This is a genomic window from Pseudomonas trivialis, assembly GCF_036864995.1.
In the GTDB taxonomy this organism is placed as follows: Bacteria; Pseudomonadota; Gammaproteobacteria; order Pseudomonadales; family Pseudomonadaceae; genus Aquipseudomonas; species Aquipseudomonas trivialis.
Genome location: NZ_CP142151.1, coordinates 3,800,331 through 3,818,465, shown reverse-complemented (window position 1 = coordinate 3,818,465; position 18,135 = coordinate 3,800,331). Strand labels below are relative to the sequence as shown.

Below are 18,135 nucleotides of genomic sequence, written 5' to 3'. Positions count from 1 at the left end.
CAATGCGCATTTCCACACAGCAGTATTTCGATACCACTGCCGCCAAGTACCAGACCAACTATTCAAGCCTGGTACAGGCTCAGGATCAGGCCTCCACGGGCGTACGCGTGCAGACAGCCGCCGATGACCCGGTGGCGGCGGCGCGCCTGTTGATGCTGCAGCAGCAGAAAGACATGCTGGGCCAGTTCAACACCAACGTCACCAGCCTGAAAAACTCCCTGACCAACGAAGAAAGCGTGCTGCAGTCGATCAACCTGGCCTTGGGCCGTGCCAGTGAACTGGCGCTGCGTGCAGGCGGCTCCCTCAGCGATGCGGACCGCCGTTCGGTGGCCAGTGAAGTCGGTGCCATCGAAGATCAAGTGCTGGGCCTGCTCAACAGCAAGGACTCGTCGGGCAACTACCTGTTTTCCGGTTCCAAGACCGATACGCCGCCCTACAGCCGTAACAGCGACGGCACCTACAACTATCAGGGCGACGAAACCCCGCTCAGCCTGCAGGTGTCCGACACCCTGAGCATCAGCGCCGGTGACACCGGCAAGAACATTCTGGAAGGCGCGGTCAACTCCAGTCGCACCCAGGCCACCTGGATTGCGCCGGCCGTGGTGCCACCGGCCACCCAGCCGGTAGCCAATGACAATAAAGTGGCGTTGTCGGCCGGGCTCGTCACCAATGGCATCGACTACACCAATAAATTCGCCGACGGCCAGCCCTACAAGCTGACCTTCAGTAGCAGTACCCAGTACACCGTGGTCGACAAGAACGGCGTTGACATCACCTCGCAGATCCCCGGTAACGGTACGTTCGATTCCACCAAGGAAGGCAGCTCCAGCGTCAACTTGCGTGGCGTGAAATTCGACATCAACTTCAACCTGGGTGACGTCGCGTCGGGGCCCAACTCCGATGCCGTGGTCAAGGATCGCTCGTTCAGCCTGGAAGCCAAGCCGGACACTTTCAGCGTGTCACGCACCGCCAGCAACCCCTCGACGGCGCAGTTGAGCAATGCCCGCGTGACCAACCAGGCCTCGTATGCCAGCACGTTCCCGGCCAACAGCGGTGCGGTGATCAAGTTCACCAGCGCCACCGCGTATCAGGTGTATGCCCAGCCGTACACGGCCGACAGTAAATCCATCGCCACCGGCGATACCGGCGGCGGCACCACCGTCGTTGCGGCCGGGGTGACGTTCGACGTCAGCGGCACGCCGCAGAGCGGTGACCAGTTTGCGGTGGGCGCCGCTACCCAGAAGACCCAGAACGCGCTCGATACCCTGAGCCAACTGCGCCAGGCGCTTGAGCTGCCGGCCGACGGCAGCCCGGCGGCGACGGTCAAGCTCAAGGACGCGCTGTCTGCCGCGATCAGCAACTTCACCAACTCCAGTACCCAGATCGATGTGGTGCGCGGCTCCATCGGCGCGCGGCAGAATGCCCTGGATACCCAGGCCAGTGAGAACGCCAGCATTGGCCTGGCCAACACCAGCACCATGAGCGATCTGGGCAACATCGACACCGCGCAGGCGGCGATCAACCTGACCTTGCAGCAAACCATGCTGCAGGCTTCGCAATTGGCGTTCGTGAAGATCTCGCAGTTGAGCCTGTTCAACAAGATGTAAGGCTTGCGTTGCGAACCGACGGCTCACTCCGAAAACGGAGTGGGCCGTCGTCGTTTTCGCGGCTTAATTGTTGAAGGGTTTTGCACAAAACGCAGAAAATTGAGTGACCTGTGAGTCATAAGGCGCATCTTCACTGTATCGTGTGAAAAGGATAAGTCGCCCAGCACACCCTGCGGCGCGGCTTTCAGCGAGATTTTACGGGGTTACCCCCTCTTATTGTCAGCACTCCAGGCGCAGTCCCGGGGGTGTTCTCCAGCTATTCGGTATTGGGAAGCCACAATGATTGGCATAAAAAGCATCGCCAGTTACGTGCCCGCAGACGGGATCGATAACTACGCCCAGGGTGCCAAATTCGCCAAGGATGAAGAATTCATCATTGGCAAGATCGGGTCGGCGTTCCTGCCGCGCAAGGAAGCTACGCAGGAAACCTCCGATCTGTGTGTCGAGGCGGTCAACGCGTTGTTTGCCAACAACCCGGAGTTGAAGCGCGAGTCGATCGACGCGCTGATCGTCGTCACCCAGAACGGCGACGAAGAGGGTTTGCCCCATACCGCTGCCATCGTGCAGGACAAACTCGGCCTGCCGACTCATGTGGCCGCCTTCGATATTTCCCTGGGCTGCTCCGGCTACGTCTACGGCATCTACGCGATGAAAGGCTTCATGGAAGCCGCCGGCCTGAAAAACGGCCTGCTGATCACCGCCGACCCGTATTCGAAAATCGTCGACCCCGAAGACCGCAACACCACCATGCTGTTCGGCGATGCCGCCACTGCCACCTGGATGGGCGAAGACGCGCCGTGGCTGCTCGGCAAGTCGAAGTTCGGCACCGACGGTTCCGGCGCGCCGCACCTCAAGGTCAGTGACGGCGTGTTCTTCATGAACGGCCGTCAGGTCTTCAACTTTGCCTTGCTCAAGGTGCCGGCCCATCTGCACGAGTTGCTCAACGAATCAGACCTCAAGGCCGATGAGATTGACGCGTTCTGCATCCACCAGGGCAGTGCGGCCATCGTCGACGCGGTGGCGCGGCGTTTTGAAGATGCACCGGTGGACAAGTTCATCAAGGACATGGTCGAGACCGGCAACACCGTGTCGTCTAGTATCCCGTTGTTGCTGGAAAAACACGTGATGGACGCCACCTGGAAACGCGTGGCAATCAGCGGGTTCGGTGTGGGCCTGTCGTGGGGTTCGGCGATTCTGTATCGCCCGTGACACCTTAATATAGCTGCCACACAAGACGCCGATGATCGAGAGATCATCGGCGTTTTTTATTTGGCGCCAGAAAAACCCGCGATTACGGGGTTTCAGGCCCGCGTAAACCCTTGAATTGCAAGGGGTGGCACGGGGCTATTAAAAATATTCAAAAAAACACTCAAGCAACCGGCTCACACGACGATAACTATTACGAAGGTTCTCAGGCACACCCGGCGGTTGCCAGGGCCGGAAGCCGCAGTAAACCACCATCGAGGATTTCGTCATGGCTTTAACAGTAAACACCAACATTGCTTCCATCACTACCCAGAACGGCCTTGGCAAAGCAGCCAACTCGCTGCAGACCTCCATGCAGCGTCTGTCCACTGGTCTGAGCATCAACAGTGCTAAAGACAACGCTTCCGGCCTTCAGATCTCCAACCGTCTGACCAGCCAGATCAATGGCCTGGGCCAAGCTGTCAAGAACGCCAACGATGGTATCTCCATCGCGCAGACCGCTGAAGGCGCAATGCAGGCTTCGACCGACATTCTGCAAAAGATGCGTACCCTGGCTCTGTCCTCGGCTACCGGCTCCCTGAGCGACGCTGACCGTACTTCGAACAACGAAGAATACCAGGCGCTGACTTCGGAACTGACCCGTATCTCGCAAACCACTACTTTCGGTGGCCAGAAGCTGCTCGACGGTTCGTACGGCACCAAAGCCATTCAGGTTGGCGCCAACGCTAACGAAACCATCAACCTGAGCCTGGACAACGTAGCCGCCAACAATATCGGTTCGCAGCAGGTTAAAAGCGTTGGTATCACCCCTAGCACCAGCGGCGTAGCAGGCGGTGCGATCGGCATCACCGGTAACGGCCAGACTGCCAGCGTCACAGTTGCGGCAGGTGCTTCGGCCAAAACCATCGCCAGCCAACTGAACGGCGCTGTAGGCGGCCTGTCGGCTACTGCCAGCACTGAAGCTCAGTTCGTCGTCGGCGCTGCTGCCAAAACGACTCCGGCTTCGTTCACCTTGACCATCGGTGGCCAAGCTACAACGTTCACCGGCGTGACCGATACTGCCAGCCTGGCTGACCAGTTGAAGTCCAACTCCGCCAAGCTCGGCATCAGCGTCAACTTCGACGAAACCAAAGGCACCCTGTCGGTCAAATCCGACTCCGGTGAAAACCTGGCATTCAGCGCTGCCACCGCAGCCGGCTCGATCACCGTCGCCACCAAAGATGGTTCCGGCAACTACGGCACCGCCGCGGCCCTGGCTAACGGCCTGACCGCTACCGGTTCCGTGAACCTGGACTCGTCCAAGGGCTATGCACTGAACGGTGCCGGTGTAACCGGTCTGTTCGCTGCTACCGGTACTGCCGCAGCGTCCGCCAAAACCACCATCGCTCAAACCGACGTGACCAGTGCCTTCAACGCACAGGCCGCAGTGGCAGTGATCGACAAGGCTATCGGCGGCATCGACAGCGTACGTTCGGGCCTGGGTGCTGTTCAGAACCGTCTGACCACTACCGTAGACAACCTGACCAACATTCAGAAGAACTCCACCGCTGCACGTTCGACTGTACAAGACACCGACTTCGCTGCTGAAACAGCCGAGTTGACCAAGCAACAAACTCTGCAATCGGCCGCTACCGCGATCCTGTCGCAGGTCAACCAACTGCCATCCGCTGTACTGAAGCTGCTTCAGTAATAACCGCGCTTGGTGACTGACGGAAGGGTGCGTTTACGTGCCCTTTCGTCGTTTCGGTTTTAGAGGAGATTGGACATGGACATGAGTGTAAAGCTAGCCTCGTCTTATCCACCGGTTGCACCTCAAAGCGCACCGACCGCACTCGTTGCGGACAAGGACAAGACCAAGGTCGAGGCCATCGCGCCGATCGCCGGCAAGCCGGAACGGGCTGACCTGGAACAAGCGGTTACCGATATTCGAGAATTCGTACAAGCGGCCCAGCGCAAACTGGATTTTTCGATTGACGATTCAACCCACCGGGTTGTGGTCAAGGTCATCGCCACCGACAGTGGCGAGGTGATTCGCCAGATTCCCTCGGAAACAGCCTTGAAGCTGGCGCAAAACCTGGCAAATGCGAGTCACGTGCTGTTCGACGAAAAGGTCTGAGCTGGCATGAAACTTGTTGCGGTGATGTCTTGATGGGTTGCTCGTCAAGAAAACGGCAACTACCGAATTAGGAGCAAGATGATGGCGAGTACAACAGTTAGTGGTGTGGGTTCTGGTATCGATACCAGCTCGATCATTACGTCGCTGGTAAATGCTGAAAAAGCACCGAAACAGCTTCAGATCAACACGCAATCGCAGAAAGCGACCACTCAACTTTCGTCCATCGGAAAGATTCAGGCAGCCTTGGATGCGTTCCGTGGCGCGCTCAAGACCCAGGGTACCGACAACAGCTTCAGTGGCCTGGTCGGTACGTCCTCGGATGAAAAAGTCGCCACCATGACCGCAGGGACAGGCGCTTCCAACGGCTCGTTTTCGCTGGTGGTGTCGCAGCTGGCCCAGCCTTCGAAGCTAAGCAGCGCCAACTTTGCCGGTGGCGCATCGAGCGTGATCAACAAGGGCACCACGGCGACCACGCTGACCATTTCGCAGTCAGGCAAGAACTTTGACGTTAGCGTGGCGCCCGGCGCGACCCTGCAGCAGGTACGTGACTCGATCAACTCGCAGTTCGGCACCGCGGGCCTCAGTGCCAACATTCTCACCGACTCCAACGGTTCGCGGTTGATCCTGACCTCGACCAATGGCGGTGTGGGCACGGACTTGACCATGTCCGGCAACTCGGGTGTCGACACCGGCTACACCGTGGTCAACCCGCCGCAGAATGCCAAGTACACCATTGATGGCATTGCCGCCGAATCGAAGACCAACAACATTACCGAGGCGGTGAGTGGGGTCAGCATCAAGTTGCTGACGGTGTCGCCGCTGGCGACTGCGGGAGACAAGAGTGATAATCCTGTGCGTACGGCCCTGACCATCTCCGTCAGTACCAGCACCACCGCACTCAAATCCGGCGTCAAGGGCTTCGTCGACACCTACAACGCGCTGCTCAAGGCGATGACCGCAGAAACGGCGGTGACCAAAAGTGCGGCGGGCGACCCCGTGGCGGCGACATTGACCGGTGACTCGACCATGCGCACGCTGCAATCGGCGATTCGCAACGAGTTCAACACGATGTCGGGCAACGGTGCATTGAGATCCCTGGCCCAGTTCGGCGTCGAAACCGACCAGACCACCGGCCTGCTGTCGATCGACGACAAGCAGTGGGACAACGCGATGAAGACCAATGCTGCGGACCTCAGCAGCATCTTCACGGGCAAGGACGGCTTGCTGGCGCGCTTGACCACGGCGACCGATTCCTACGCCAAACCGACCACCGGTATCCTGGCGACGCGTTCCACCTCGTTGTCCGATAGCCTAAAGGACCTGGCCAAGCAACAGTCTGCACTCGACCAGCGGATCGATGCCTACCAGACCACGCTGACCAACAAGTACGCGGCGATGGATTCCCTGGTGGCCCAGTTGCGCCAGCAGAGCAACAACGTGTTGGGTACGCTCAACGCGCTGAACAACCAGAAAAACGACTGATTGACTGATTGGCAAAAAGCCCGGGTCTTTGACCCGGGCTTTTTTATGCCGCGCAGACTGCCTGTGGCGAGCAGGCTTTTTGTGGCGAGCGGGCTTGCCCCGCGTTGGGCTGCGCAGCAGCCCCCAAGACCAGACGCTGCGGAGTATCAGGTACACCGCGTTTTCCTTGAGTGGGGGCGCTTCGCACCCCAACGCGGGGCAAGCCCGCTCGCCACAAAAAGCTCCACTGCTGGGGTTTAAGCGGTCCTCATGCACACGTCAGGGCAGCCACGCCTCTCGCCATGCCAGCAGGTTGTCTTCCCTGAGCATCCACTTGTCCAGTATCACGCTGTGCAAGGCGTCGCCAGCTGCGGCACTGGCGTCTGGTTCGGCCAGGTGTTCGCGAATGGCGGCAATCCAGTCCCTGGAGCGGTTCTTGACCCGCGTCACCGGAAGATCACCGCGATAACACAGGATGTCCGAGCAGATCACCGGCAGGGCGCAGGCGCCGTATTCCAGCAGCCGCAGGTTGCTTTTGCAGGCGTTGAAAAAATTGTCTTCCAGCGGCGCCAGCGCCAGGTCCAGGTTCAGGGCAGCCAGGCGTGCCGGGTATTGGTCGATATTCACGCCACCGTGGAACTCGTGGACGTAGGGACGCAGTGCCGGTGGGCACATGCCCATGAACACCCATTCCACCTCGCCGGCCAGTTCGCGAACCACCTCGGCAATCACCTGCAGGTCGGCGCCGTGACTCGAACCGCCGGCCCAGCCCACCCGCGGCTTGCGCCCCTGCTGGCGCAGGCTCGTCAGCCCGCTCCACCACTGGGCGGGCAGGCGGTTCTCCATCACGCGAATGTCGGCGTTGTAGCCTTTGAGCGCATTGGCCAGCGGTTGGGTCGACACCACCAGTCGATCGCACAGGGCAACGGCCTTTTTCAGGCGCTTGGCGGTGTCTTTGGGAAACAGCGAGCGGGTCAGGTTGCCCTTGGGCACATCGAGGATGTAGTCGTCCAGCTCGTACACCTTGAAGGCTTTGGACAGCGAACGGGCATTCTGGATGACTTCCAGTTGGGTTTTGGTGAACTGGCGCTGGAAGATGATCGTGTCCGGCGCCAGGCGCTCCAACGCCACCGGTTGCAGCAGCAAGTCGCTCACTTCGCCGTCGATCAGTCTGGCGGCCTGCAGGGCAGCGAGGGGTTGGCGCACTCGATAATGCCCGCTGCCGAAGGAATCGCCGGGATAGCACAGAGCATAAGGCAGCGTGCGGCTGGCGAATGGCCGCCAGGCCACATCGCTGTTGCATTCGTAAGCGAAGCCGCCGCCTTCCAGGGTCAGGTTGCGATTGTAGGCAGGGTCGTTCGCCAGCTGCGGCAGCCAGCGCTGGTACATCACCGCCTGTTCGCGCTTGAAGCGCTCGCGTTTGGCGTCCTGGCTGGTCTTGTCGACCTTGTTCTGACTCACATTGGCTTCATGCATCAGTATCGAGTAAGGCGTCCAGACCACCAGTTGCCCGGCCTGGCCGACTTTCAGGCACAGGTCCACATCGTTGTAGGAAACCCCCAGGCCGGTCTCGTCCATTCCTTTCACCTGACGATACAGCTCGGTGCGGATCATCAGGCAGGCTGCTGTTACGGCGCTGTAGTTCTGATCGATCTGCAGGCGGTGCAGGTAGCCGTTGGACAGCATCGGGCTGTCGATGAAGCCGTGATCGGCCACGCCGCGCAAGCCGAGGACCACGCCTGCGTGCTGCACCGTGCCGCTGGGGAACAGCAGTTTGGCGCCGACGATGCCGACTTCCGGTCGCTGGGCGTGATGGAGCAGGGCGTCCAGCCAATCACCGTCGATGACGGCGGTGTCGTTGTTGAGCAGCACCAGGTACTCGCCACGGGCGCGACTGGCGGCGAAGTTGTTGATGGCCGAATAGTTGAACGGGTGTGGGTAGCGCAGGATGCGCACCTTGGCATCGTTCAGGCGCTCCATGCCGGCGAACCATTCGCGGGCTTCGGCGGTTTGGCTGTTGTTATCGACGATGAGCAGTTCGTAATGGGTGTAGCGGGTTTTCTCCATCAGGCTTTCTATGCAGCGCATCAGCATAGGCAACTGGTCTTTGGTGGGGATGATGATCGACACCAACGGCTTTGCGGGGTGCTGATAGACCACGCGGTGCACCATCGGCAGGGGCCCGGTGCGCAATTCGTGCGCCACGCCCAGGCGCTGCAGGTGCGACTCGACGACCGCAGCGGAGTGGGCGATAACCTGGGCTTCACCCAGCCACTGGCCGAAGTTGATGGCCTGGTGCACCAGCACTTCGGCGATGTGGCCGACGCAGCCCAGCCCGTGGGCCTCGATCAGCCGCAAGAGCAGGTCGTGGGGCGCAAGTTCCGTGAAGGCAGGGTCGAAGCCATCGGCCTGCAAGGCGGCGTCGCGGCTGAACGCCAGGGCGCGGCCCACATACGGGTAACTGCGCAACAGGTCGAGGTTGAGGTCCGGCTTGAAGACCGGGTCCTGGCAGCCCGAGGCGGTGATCGAATCCTCGTCGCTGTAACAGGCACTGATGCCGGGATTCAGCGCGATCCCCTCGGCCAGCAGCAGCAGGGCATGGGGGTCGAGTTGGTCGCCGCCGCGCAGCAGGTAGCACCAGTCGGCCTGGATGCCTTGCAGCAGTTCATTGAGCTGGCTCGGCCAGGACTCTGCCAGCGGCAGCCACACCAGATTGTCGGCCGGGGTTATCCCGGTGGGCTCGGCATTGGACAGTACGGCGATGGCTGCCGCCTGGTAGAGCTGGCGGTCGATGCTGTCCAGGGTGGCGCGCAAGGCGGCGATGTCGCCGCTGGTATCGGTCACCACCAGCAATACGCCCGGTTGCTGCGGCCAGCTTGCCAGCCGCGCCGGCAAGCCTTCGAATTCGCTGGCCGCCAGTTGCCGGGTTTCCAGCCAGCGCTGATACAGGTGGAGATTGCGCTGCTGTTTGCCGAGATGTCCCAGCACGCCGAAAAAACGTTCGAATGCGTGGGCAAGGGTGCCGTCAAGCTGGCCGGCTTCGGTTTCGAAGTCGGCGCGTGTCAGGTGCATGCGCTCCAGAGGGGCCAGCGCTTCAAGGCGCACGAAGAACATGGTGCCGGCAAAAAAGTCAGCCTCGTCGATGTGCTGCGGTTCAAGGCCGGCACGCTCGGCCAGGGCGAATAGATGAATACGGTTTTTTTCAGCCAGATGGGTGGTCACTGCCTGGCGGTAGCGCTCCGTGCCCAGCAGCGGGTGGTGCGTCGGGTTGGCCAGGTACTCCACAGACTGGCGAAACCGCACCGGAGCGAGCAGGTCATCGAACAGTTCGCTGGCCCAGGAATTGTTCACGCCCAAGTGCACCGAGCGCTTGGTATGCAGCTTGACCAGGGTGTGAATATTATCGGCGCGTAAAAATGGCAGTACGCTCAAAAAGGGCAAGACGTCGCGGCCATGGTTGGGTACGCGGAACAGTGAATAACCCAGGCCGGTGCCCGCCAAATGATCGCGTACTTCATTTTCGCGCCCCGCCATGCAGGTAACGTAGAGATGCAGGCGTTCATGCAGTTGAATCAGGTGTTGCAGGATGTCCGGAAGCACATCCGGGTGGAAGGCATGGATGACCACCGCCACGGGTGGCTCGCTGTCCGGTAGAGCGGGTCGCCGCACCTCGAGCAATTCGCATGTTTCGGCGCTGACCGCCGAGACCTCCGAGACTGCGGCGTCGGCACTGGAGGCCGCGTAAGCGTCGCGCAACGCAAACAGTCTGAAGGCCTGAGGGCCAGGCAGGGGCCTGCGGCGCACCTGCGCCTGGAACTGCGGGCGATACAACCCCAGCGCATGAATCTGCTCGACGAAGTCGGCGCGGCTCTGCTTGAACAGCGCTTGCATGTCGGGCTGATTCTGACGCTGGTCGGCGTGCCGACGAAACAGCGACAGCGGCTCATGCAGAAACGCCAGGTGACCGTGCTGCAGCAGGTTCACGAACATCGCCAGGTCGTTGATGGCGCGGATCACCACGCCGCCAAGGGCACAGATGTGCGGCAGTTTGTCGCTCAACTGCGCGCGGCGAAACATCACGGTGCTGGGTTCGCCGATGAAATTCACCGGCCAGTCGCAGAGCAGCGAAATGATGTCTTCGCCGTGCAGGCAGGTGTCTTCGCTGAACACGCCGCACGTTTCGAGGATATCCGGCTGCGCGTCACCCTGGGCATCGATTATCGTGCGTCGCGAAGTGACCAGCGCGATATCGTCGCGCGCCTGGAGTACCGCCGCCATGCGCGAAACGCAGTCGGGCAGCAGCACGTCATCGTCGTTGAGAAACTTGATGTATTCGCCCTGGGACTCCTGCATGCAGCGGTTGAGGTTGAGCATGCCGCCCAACTGCTGTTCGTTGTGCAGGTAGCGCACCGGCACAGCCGACTGTGCAGCCAGGCGTTCGGTAATCAGGCGAACGCCGTCGTCGCGACAATCATCGGTGATCACCACTTCGATATTGGTGTAGCGCTGATTCAGCGCACTGCTCAATGCCGCCTCGAAGAATCGAGGGCTGTAGGCCGGTATCGCAATGCTGACAAGCGGCACGTGTGTGGCTGAAGGAGTAGTTGTCATGCTCACACCAGTTTGAACAAGGGGCGAAGGTTGAACCGGATGTCTGCGCGCGCGGTCATGTCGCTGCCGCTTGATCGGTGAGCAGGTCTGCCAGGCAGTCGATCACTCGTTCGATGTCTGCATCGGTCAATGAAAGATGAAAGGGCAAACCCAGCAGGCGTTCGGTCAGCAGGTCGACCTGCGGCAGCGGACCGGGTGCGCACGCCTGGAAAGCCGGATGGCCGTGCAGGGGAGGGCAGTACCAGCGACGGGTTTCGATGTCTTCACCGAGCAGGCGCAGTTGAATGTCGACCCCGCGAACACCCGGCGGCAGTAACACGAGCATCAGGCTGTACACGCCGTCCGCAGGTTTGACTTGAAGTTTCAGCGCGGGAATCCGCGCCAGCAGGCGTGCGGCATAGCGCCGGTGCAGGTTGCGCCGTGTTTCGGCAACACTCGGCCAGTTGTCCAGCGCGGCCAGCGCAACGGCCGCGTGGTATTCGCTCATTTTGCCGTTCTCACCCGCATCGAACACCAGGCCGCCACTCTGGGCATCGATGCCGAAGTTGCTGAGTGCGCGCATGCTCTGGCCGTAAGCGTGGTGGCGGGCGGCGACGAAACCGCCTTCGCCGCCGCCCAGTGCTTTGGTGGCGTGGAGGCTGAAGGCAACCTTGGTAGTCAGGCCGACCTGTTGATTGCCCCAGGCGCCTGCGGCGTCCACCACCACCGGGATGCCGGTTTCGGCGGTGAACAGGTCCCAGCCGGCGACGTCCTGAGGGCAACCATAAGTCGCCACCGGCATCACTGCGTCAAACGGCGTTTCAGCCAGTGCTGCGCGTGCTATCGCGGGTGTCAGCAGCCAGCTGTCGGGATCTACATCACTGATCAGCGGTGTGAGCCCCGCACGGATAATGGCGGTGGCCGTGGCGACGAAAGTCAGCCCTGGCACGAGCACTCGGCCAGCCTTGCGCAGCCTCAACGCTTCGAGGGCGATCTGCAGCGCACAGGTGCCATTGGCCATGGACACCACGTGCACCTTCGTCGGCTCGCGACTGAATGAGCGCGACAGCCGTTCTTCGAGTTCGCAGACCAGCGGGCCGAAGTTGGTGTACCAGCGGTTTTCATCGATCTGCTGCCAGTACGGAAGAATCTGCTCGACCTTCGGCATCTCTGGCACTAACAATTTGATGATATTTTTCATGGTGCCCGCGACTGTCAATTAAATATCGTTTCCTACGATTGAAAAGGGGCAAAGCAGGAACTGTACCAAGCGGATTTGTGGCGCCCTCGCGGCGCAACGCAAAAAGCCAATGCTGGGTGCATTGGCTTTTTTGATAATCGCGGGATTAAAGTTATGGGTAATCGAGTCGACATAAACGTTACTGAAATCTTTCCGCTGTCGCCTGTTACGAGGTAGAACCATGAATCCCATGAGAGCCCTTCGCCAATACCAGAAGGTCAATTCCCATGCTCAGATCTCTGAAGCCAGTCCGCACCGTCTGGTGCAGATGCTGATGGAGGGTGGGCTTGACCGCATGGCTCAGGCCAAGGGTGCTTTGGCGCGTGGCGACATTGCGCAGAAGGGCCTGATGCTCGGCAAGGCGGTGGATATCGTCATCGGCCTGCGCGACGGTCTGGACGCTGAAAAGAGCGAAAACCCGGCGTATGTCCAGCAACTGGAAAGTCTGTATGCCTACATGACCAACCGTCTGATGGAAGCCAACCTGCATAACGACCCCGAGATGATCGACGAGGTTGCGCGCTTGATGATTACCGTCAAGCAAGGCTGGGATGGTATCGCTACCCCACAAGGCGCCGCACAGTAAGGGCCAACGGCCTTGAGGAATACGTCATGAGCCATGCACTGCAACGCATTGATGAAACCCGTGAGGCGCTGGTGGGCGCGCTGGCGGACCGTAACTGGGAGGCCATCGGCGAACTCGACCTGGGCTGCCGCGATGTCATCGACCAGGTGCTCAGCGAAGCGCCGGTCAACGAGGATGCGTTGCGCGAAAAGCTGGAGAGTCTGTTGGCGGTGTACCAGCAGTTGCTCGAGGTGACGACGGGGGAGAGGCAGGCGATTTTCGAAGAGATGTCGCAGATCAACCAGGCGAAGAATGCGTCAAAGGTCTACCATCTGTTTGGTTGAACAGACTGGGTTAACCCCAAAGCGCGTCATAAATTTGACTGCGCAGGTTTTTTTGACTTAACTAGTGTTGTTTTCAGATTTCAGACGTCTACAAGGTAATAAGTCCTACAGGCGTCTTGATTGCCCTCACACTGGGGCAGGAAGTTTTACTAGGGAAGTTGCTATTGCATGTGGCGTGAAACCAAAATTCTGCTGATTGATGACGATAGCGTTCGCCGCCGCGACCTGGCGGTGATTTTGAATTTTCTTGGCGAAGAAAATCTGCCCTGCGGCAGCCATGATTGGCAGCAGGCGGTCAGCTCATTGTCATCGAGCCGTGAAGTCATCTGTGTGCTGATCGGGACCGTAAACGCTCCTGGCGCAGTTTTGGGCCTGTTAAAGACACTGTCGACCTGGGATGAGTTCCTTCCGGTGTTGCTGATGGGTGATATTTCTTCGGTCGAGTTGCCCGAAGACCAGCGCCGCCGCGTGCTGTCCACCCTGGAAATGCCGCCCAGCTATAGCAAATTGCTCGACTCCCTGCACCGTGCCCAGGTTTATCGCGAGATGTACGACCAGGCCCGCGAGCGCGGCCGTCACCGCGAGCCCAATCTGTTCCGCAGCCTGGTCGGCACTAGCCGTGCCATACAGCACGTGCGCCAGATGATGCAGCAAGTGGCCGACACCGACGCCAGCGTGCTGATCCTCGGCGAGTCCGGTACTGGCAAGGAAGTGGTCGCGCGCAACCTGCACTATCACTCCAAGCGTCGCGACGGACCCTTTGTGCCGGTCAATTGTGGAGCGATCCCTGCAGAACTGCTTGAAAGCGAACTGTTCGGCCACGAGAAGGGCGCCTTCACCGGCGCCATCACCAGCCGTGCCGGGCGTTTCGAACTGGCCAACGGTGGCACCCTGTTTCTCGACGAAATCGGCGACATGCCGCTGCCGATGCAAGTCAAGCTGCTGCGCGTGTTGCAGGAACGCACCTTTGAACGTGTGGGCAGCAACAAGACCCAGAGCGTTGACGTGCGCATCATCGCTGCCACCCACAAAAACCTCGAAAGCATGATCGAGGTCGGCAGCTTCCGCGAAGACCTGTACTACCGCCTCAACGTTTTCCCCATCGAGATGGCTCCGCTGCGCGAGCGCGTGGAAGACATCCCGTTGCTGATGAACGAGCTGATCTCGCGCATGGAACACGAAAAGCGCGGCTCCATTCGCTTCAACTCGGCCGCGATCATGTCCCTGTGCCGTCACGGCTGGCCGGGCAACGTCCGTGAGCTGGCCAACCTGGTGGAGCGCATGGCGATCATGCATCCCTATGGCGTGATCGGCGTGGTCGAGTTGCCGAAAAAATTCCGCTACGTCGACGATGAAGACGAGCAGATGGTCGACAGCCTGCGCAGTGACATGGAGGAGCGGGTGGCCATCAATGGCCACACCCCGGACTTCGCTTCCACCGCCATGCTCCCGCCCGAAGGCCTGGACCTGAAGGACTACCTCGGCAATCTGGAACAAGGCCTTATCCAGCAGGCCCTGGACGATGCCAACGGCATCGTCGCCCGCGCCGCCGAACGTCTGCGCATCCGTCGAACCACCCTGGTGGAGAAGATGCGCAAGTACGGAATGAGCCGTCGGGAAGGCGATGAACAGGCAGATGATTGACGCCTGTTTTTCAACTACCTGAAAAATAAGCTTATTTTTTTAGGCACGGGTATTGCTATAGCTCTCGCAACGTTCCGTTTAACTGACGGTCAGCCAGCGAGAGAGCATCATGCCCCACGCCGCCCAGCTATCTTCGGCCCCTGCCATCCAGGGGCTGGTTCCGCCTGTAGAGTCGCCGATCCGCCAGGGTCTTGAGCAGGCGTTCTCGCAGTTCAACCAGATGTCGAGCCAACTGACCGACTCCTACAGCCTGCTGGAAGCCCGGGTTTCCGAGCTCAAGGGCGAGTTGGCGGTGGTCAGTGCCCAGCGTATGCAAGAGCTGGCCGAGAAAGAGCGTTTGGCCAACCGTCTGCAAAACCTGCTGTCGCTGTTGCCTGGTGGCGTCATCGTGATCGACGACCAAGGCCGCGTGCGCGAGGCCAACCCGGCCGCCTGTGACATGCTCGGCCTGCCGCTCGAAGGCGAACTGTGGCGTGAAGTCATCACTCGCTGCTTTGCCCCCCGTGAAGACGACGGCCATGAAATTTCCCTCAAGGACGGCCGCCGCCTGTCCATTGCCACCCGCTCTTTGGACGCCGAGCCCGGTCAACTGGTGCTGCTCAACGACCTGACGGAAACCCGGCACCTGCAGGACCAGTTGGCACGCCACGAACGGTTGTCGTCGCTGGGCCGGATGGTCGCTTCTCTGGCGCATCAGATCCGCACGCCGCTGTCGGCCGCGCTGATCTACGCCAGTCATTTGACTGACGAGCAACTGCCCGCCGCCACCCATCAGCGTTTTGCCGGGCGCCTCAAAGAGCGCCTGCATGAGCTGGAGCACCAGGTGCGCGACATGCTGGTGTTTGCCCGTGGCGAGTTGCCTTTGACCGACCGCGTCACCCCGGCGGCGCTGATGCAGGCGTTGCAGTCCGCCGCTGCCACTCATATCCAGGACGTGCAAGTGCGCTGGCAGTGCGACAGCCACCTGGGTGAGCTGCTGTGCAACCGCGACACCCTGGTGGGCGCGCTGCTCAACCTGATCGAAAACGCCACCCAGGCCAGCGGCCCCGGCGCACGCCTGAAGATTCACTTGTACAGCCGCGAGCAAACCCTGCGCCTGTGCATCAGCGACAGTGGCAGCGGCATCGACCCGCTGGTGCTGCAACGCCTGGGCGAACCTTTTTTACCACCAAGACCAACGGAACGGGCCTGGGCCTGACCGTGGTCAAGGCGGTGGCGCGTGCCCATCAGGGGGAATTGCTCCTGCATTCCCGGCTGGGGCGTGGCACCTGTGCATTGATGACCTTGCCGCTGTTTACCAGCGCGGCAAGCGCGGAGTAAGAACATGGCTATCAAGGTTCTGTTGGTGGAAGACGATCGCGCTCTGCGTGAAGCATTGGCTGACACGCTGCTGCTGGCGGGCCATGACTATTGCGCGGTCGGTTGCGCCGAAGAAGCCTTGGCAGCCGTGGAGCAGGAGACCTTCAGCCTGGTGGTCAGCGACGTGAACATGCCCGGCATGGACGGCCATCAGTTGCTCAGCCTGCTGCGCGCCCGCCACCCGCAATTGCCGGTGCTGCTGATGACCGCCCACGGCGCCGTCGAGCGCGCGGTGGACGCCATGCGCCAGGGCGCGGCGGACTATCTGGTCAAGCCGTTCGAACCCAAAGCGCTGATCGAACTGGTTGCCCGGCACGCCCTTGGCGTTATTTCCAATCCCGACGGCGAGGGCCCGATTGCCTTCGAGCCGGCCAGTGCCCAATTGCTGGAGCTGGCCGCCCGTGTCGCGCGCAGCGATTCTACCGTGCTCATCTCGGGCGAGTCCGGCACCGGCAAGGAAGTGCTGGCGCGCTATATCCACCAGCAATCGAGCCGTGCCAAACAACCGTTTATCGCAATCAACTGCGCAGCGATTCCCGACAACATGCTCGAAGCCACCCTGTTCGGCCACGAAAAGGGCTCGTTCACCGGTGCCATCGCGGCCCAGGCTGGCAAGTTCGAGCAGGCAGACGGCGGCACTATCCTGCTCGATGAAATCTCGGAAATGCCCCTGGGCCTGCAAGCCAAGCTGCTGCGGGTATTGCAGGAGCGTGAAGTGGAGCGGGTGGGCGCGCGCAAGCCGATTCAGCTGGATATTCGCGTGGTCGCCACCACTAACCGCGACCTGGCGGGTGAAGTGGCGGCGGGGCGCTTTCGTGAAGACCTGTTCTACCGGCTGTCGGTATTCCCCCTGGCCTGGCGCCCGTTGCGCGAGCGCCCGGCGGACATCATCCCGTTGGCCGAGCGCCTGTTGCGCAACCACGTCAAAAAAATGAAGCACGCCCAGGCGCGGCTGTCGGCCGAGGCCCAGGCGTGCCTGATCGGCTACCCGTGGCCGGGTAACGTGCGCGAACTGGACAACGCGATCCAGCGCGCGTTGATCCTGCAGCAGGGCGGCTTGATCCAGCCGCAGGATTTCTGCCTGGCCACCGGCGCGGGCGCGGCGCCGTTGCCGAGCCTGGCGCCCGCGCCCGTGGTCGCCGAAGCCGAATCGGCGGGCGCGCTGGGCGATGACCTGCGTCGCCGCGAATTCCAGATGATCATCGACACCCTGCGTGCCGAGCGCGGCCGCCGCAAAGAAGCCGCCGAGCGCCTGGGTATCAGCCCGCGCACCCTGCGCTACAAGCTGGCGCAGATGCGCGACGCCGGCATGGATGTCGAAGCCTACCTCTTCGCCACCTGACTCAACCCTTCACAGGCTTGCTCAGCTCCTGTGGCGAGCAGGCTTGCCCTGCGTTGGGCTGCGCAGCAGCCCCCAAACCAGGCCCTGAGCAGCATCAGGTACACCGTGCCTTCCTTTGATTGGGGTCGCTTGGCAACCCAACGCGGGGCAAGCCCGCTCGCCACGGGAGTCGTCGTCAGTGGCTGGGTGAAATATAGTCCGACCGCCTTTGTCGCCTTTTCTTACGAGTTGCTCCAGAGCTGGCACCCTTGTTGCACCTACCCCTGATAACTGCTGTGTAGTGTCAAAAATTTGCGGGTTGTCGGAGAGAGAAGGTCATGAGCCAGGGTATTGAGTTCAATCGGTTGATGTTGGATATGCGCTCCATGCAAATGGATGCCATGGCCCGGCCGAAATCCGTCGCACCCGTGCCGGAATTGGGCCAAAGCAATTTTGCCGACATGCTCGGTCAGGCCATCAACAAGGTCAGCGACACCCAGCAAGCCTCCAGCCAGTTGGCCACCGCATTCGAAATCGGCAAAAGCGGCGTGGACCTCACCGATGTGATGGTCGCTTCGCAAAAGGCCAGCGTTTCCTTTCAAGCCTTGACCCAAGTGCGTAACAAAGTGGTTCAGGCTTACCAAGACATCATGCAGATGCCGGTTTAAGGGCGAGAGTTAAG

Annotated in this window: 12 protein-coding genes and 1 pseudogene; 11 read left to right on the top strand and 2 right to left on the bottom strand. The window is 60.8% G+C overall.

Annotated features, from left to right (window positions below; translation table 11 throughout):
- Positions 1-2 precede the first annotated feature (2 nt).
- The 5 genes from VRB54_RS16625 to fliD all read left to right on the top strand — a co-directional run bounded on the left by VRB54_RS16625 (position 3) and on the right by fliD (position 6,411).
- A complete protein-coding gene (locus VRB54_RS16625) occupies positions 3-1,607 on the top strand; it encodes a flagellar hook-associated protein 3 (RefSeq protein ID WP_338478043.1) in 1,605 nt (534 codons plus the stop codon).
- A gap of 279 nt (positions 1,608-1,886) precedes the next feature.
- Positions 1,887-2,816, top strand: coding sequence for a ketoacyl-ACP synthase III (locus VRB54_RS16620; RefSeq protein WP_231421576.1), 930 nt, complete (start codon positions 1,887-1,889; stop codon positions 2,814-2,816).
- Between the two features lie 265 nt (positions 2,817-3,081).
- Positions 3,082-4,503, top strand: a complete 1,422-nt coding sequence (locus tag VRB54_RS16615) for a flagellin (protein WP_338478042.1) — start codon at positions 3,082-3,084, stop codon at positions 4,501-4,503.
- 75 nt (positions 4,504-4,578) lie between these two features.
- The gene (locus tag VRB54_RS16610; protein ID WP_322214151.1) at positions 4,579-4,929 is read left to right on the top strand and encodes a flagellar protein FlaG; all 351 of its coding nucleotides are present in this window, start codon (positions 4,579-4,581) and stop codon (positions 4,927-4,929) included.
- 81 nt (positions 4,930-5,010) lie between these two features.
- Positions 5,011-6,411: a flagellar filament capping protein FliD gene (gene fliD, locus VRB54_RS16605; protein ID WP_338478041.1), complete on the top strand. Its 1,401-nt coding sequence runs from the start codon at positions 5,011-5,013 to the stop codon at positions 6,409-6,411.
- Positions 6,412-6,669: 258 nt separating this feature from the next.
- Here the strand turns inward: fliD and VRB54_RS16600 are convergent, their stop codons facing one another.
- Together VRB54_RS16600 and VRB54_RS16595 are read right to left on the bottom strand one after the other, a co-directional pair.
- Complete coding sequence (locus VRB54_RS16600; protein WP_338478040.1) at positions 6,670-11,001, bottom strand: glycosyltransferase; 4,332 nt, start codon at positions 10,999-11,001, stop codon at positions 6,670-6,672.
- A 55-nt stretch (positions 11,002-11,056) separates the two neighbouring features.
- On the bottom strand, positions 11,057-12,181 hold the full coding sequence (locus VRB54_RS16595; RefSeq protein ID WP_338478039.1) for a DegT/DnrJ/EryC1/StrS family aminotransferase: 1,125 nt from the start codon (positions 12,179-12,181) through the stop codon (positions 11,057-11,059).
- A 220-nt stretch (positions 12,182-12,401) separates the two neighbouring features.
- Between VRB54_RS16595 and fliS the strand changes: the two genes are divergently transcribed.
- The 6 genes and pseudogenes from fliS (at position 12,402) to fliE (ending at position 18,121) form a co-directional block, all read left to right on the top strand.
- Positions 12,402-12,806, top strand: coding sequence for a flagellar export chaperone FliS (fliS, locus tag VRB54_RS16590; protein ID WP_338478038.1), 405 nt, complete (start codon positions 12,402-12,404; stop codon positions 12,804-12,806).
- Between the two features lie 26 nt (positions 12,807-12,832).
- The gene (locus VRB54_RS16585; protein ID WP_003230955.1) at positions 12,833-13,129 is read left to right on the top strand and encodes a hypothetical protein; all 297 of its coding nucleotides are present in this window, start codon (positions 12,833-12,835) and stop codon (positions 13,127-13,129) included.
- A gap of 168 nt (positions 13,130-13,297) precedes the next feature.
- A complete protein-coding gene (locus tag VRB54_RS16580) occupies positions 13,298-14,773 on the top strand; it encodes a sigma-54 dependent transcriptional regulator (protein ID WP_338478037.1) in 1,476 nt (491 codons plus the stop codon).
- A 109-nt stretch (positions 14,774-14,882) separates the two neighbouring features.
- A pseudogene (locus tag VRB54_RS16575) lies at positions 14,883-16,093 on the top strand (sensor histidine kinase).
- Between the two features lie 4 nt (positions 16,094-16,097).
- Positions 16,098-17,474, top strand: a complete 1,377-nt coding sequence (locus tag VRB54_RS16570; RefSeq protein WP_338478036.1) for a sigma-54 dependent transcriptional regulator — start codon at positions 16,098-16,100, stop codon at positions 17,472-17,474.
- Between the two features lie 317 nt (positions 17,475-17,791).
- Complete coding sequence (fliE, locus tag VRB54_RS16565) at positions 17,792-18,121, top strand: flagellar hook-basal body complex protein FliE (protein ID WP_003230964.1); 330 nt, start codon at positions 17,792-17,794, stop codon at positions 18,119-18,121.
- The last annotated feature ends 14 nt before the right edge of the window (positions 18,122-18,135 follow it).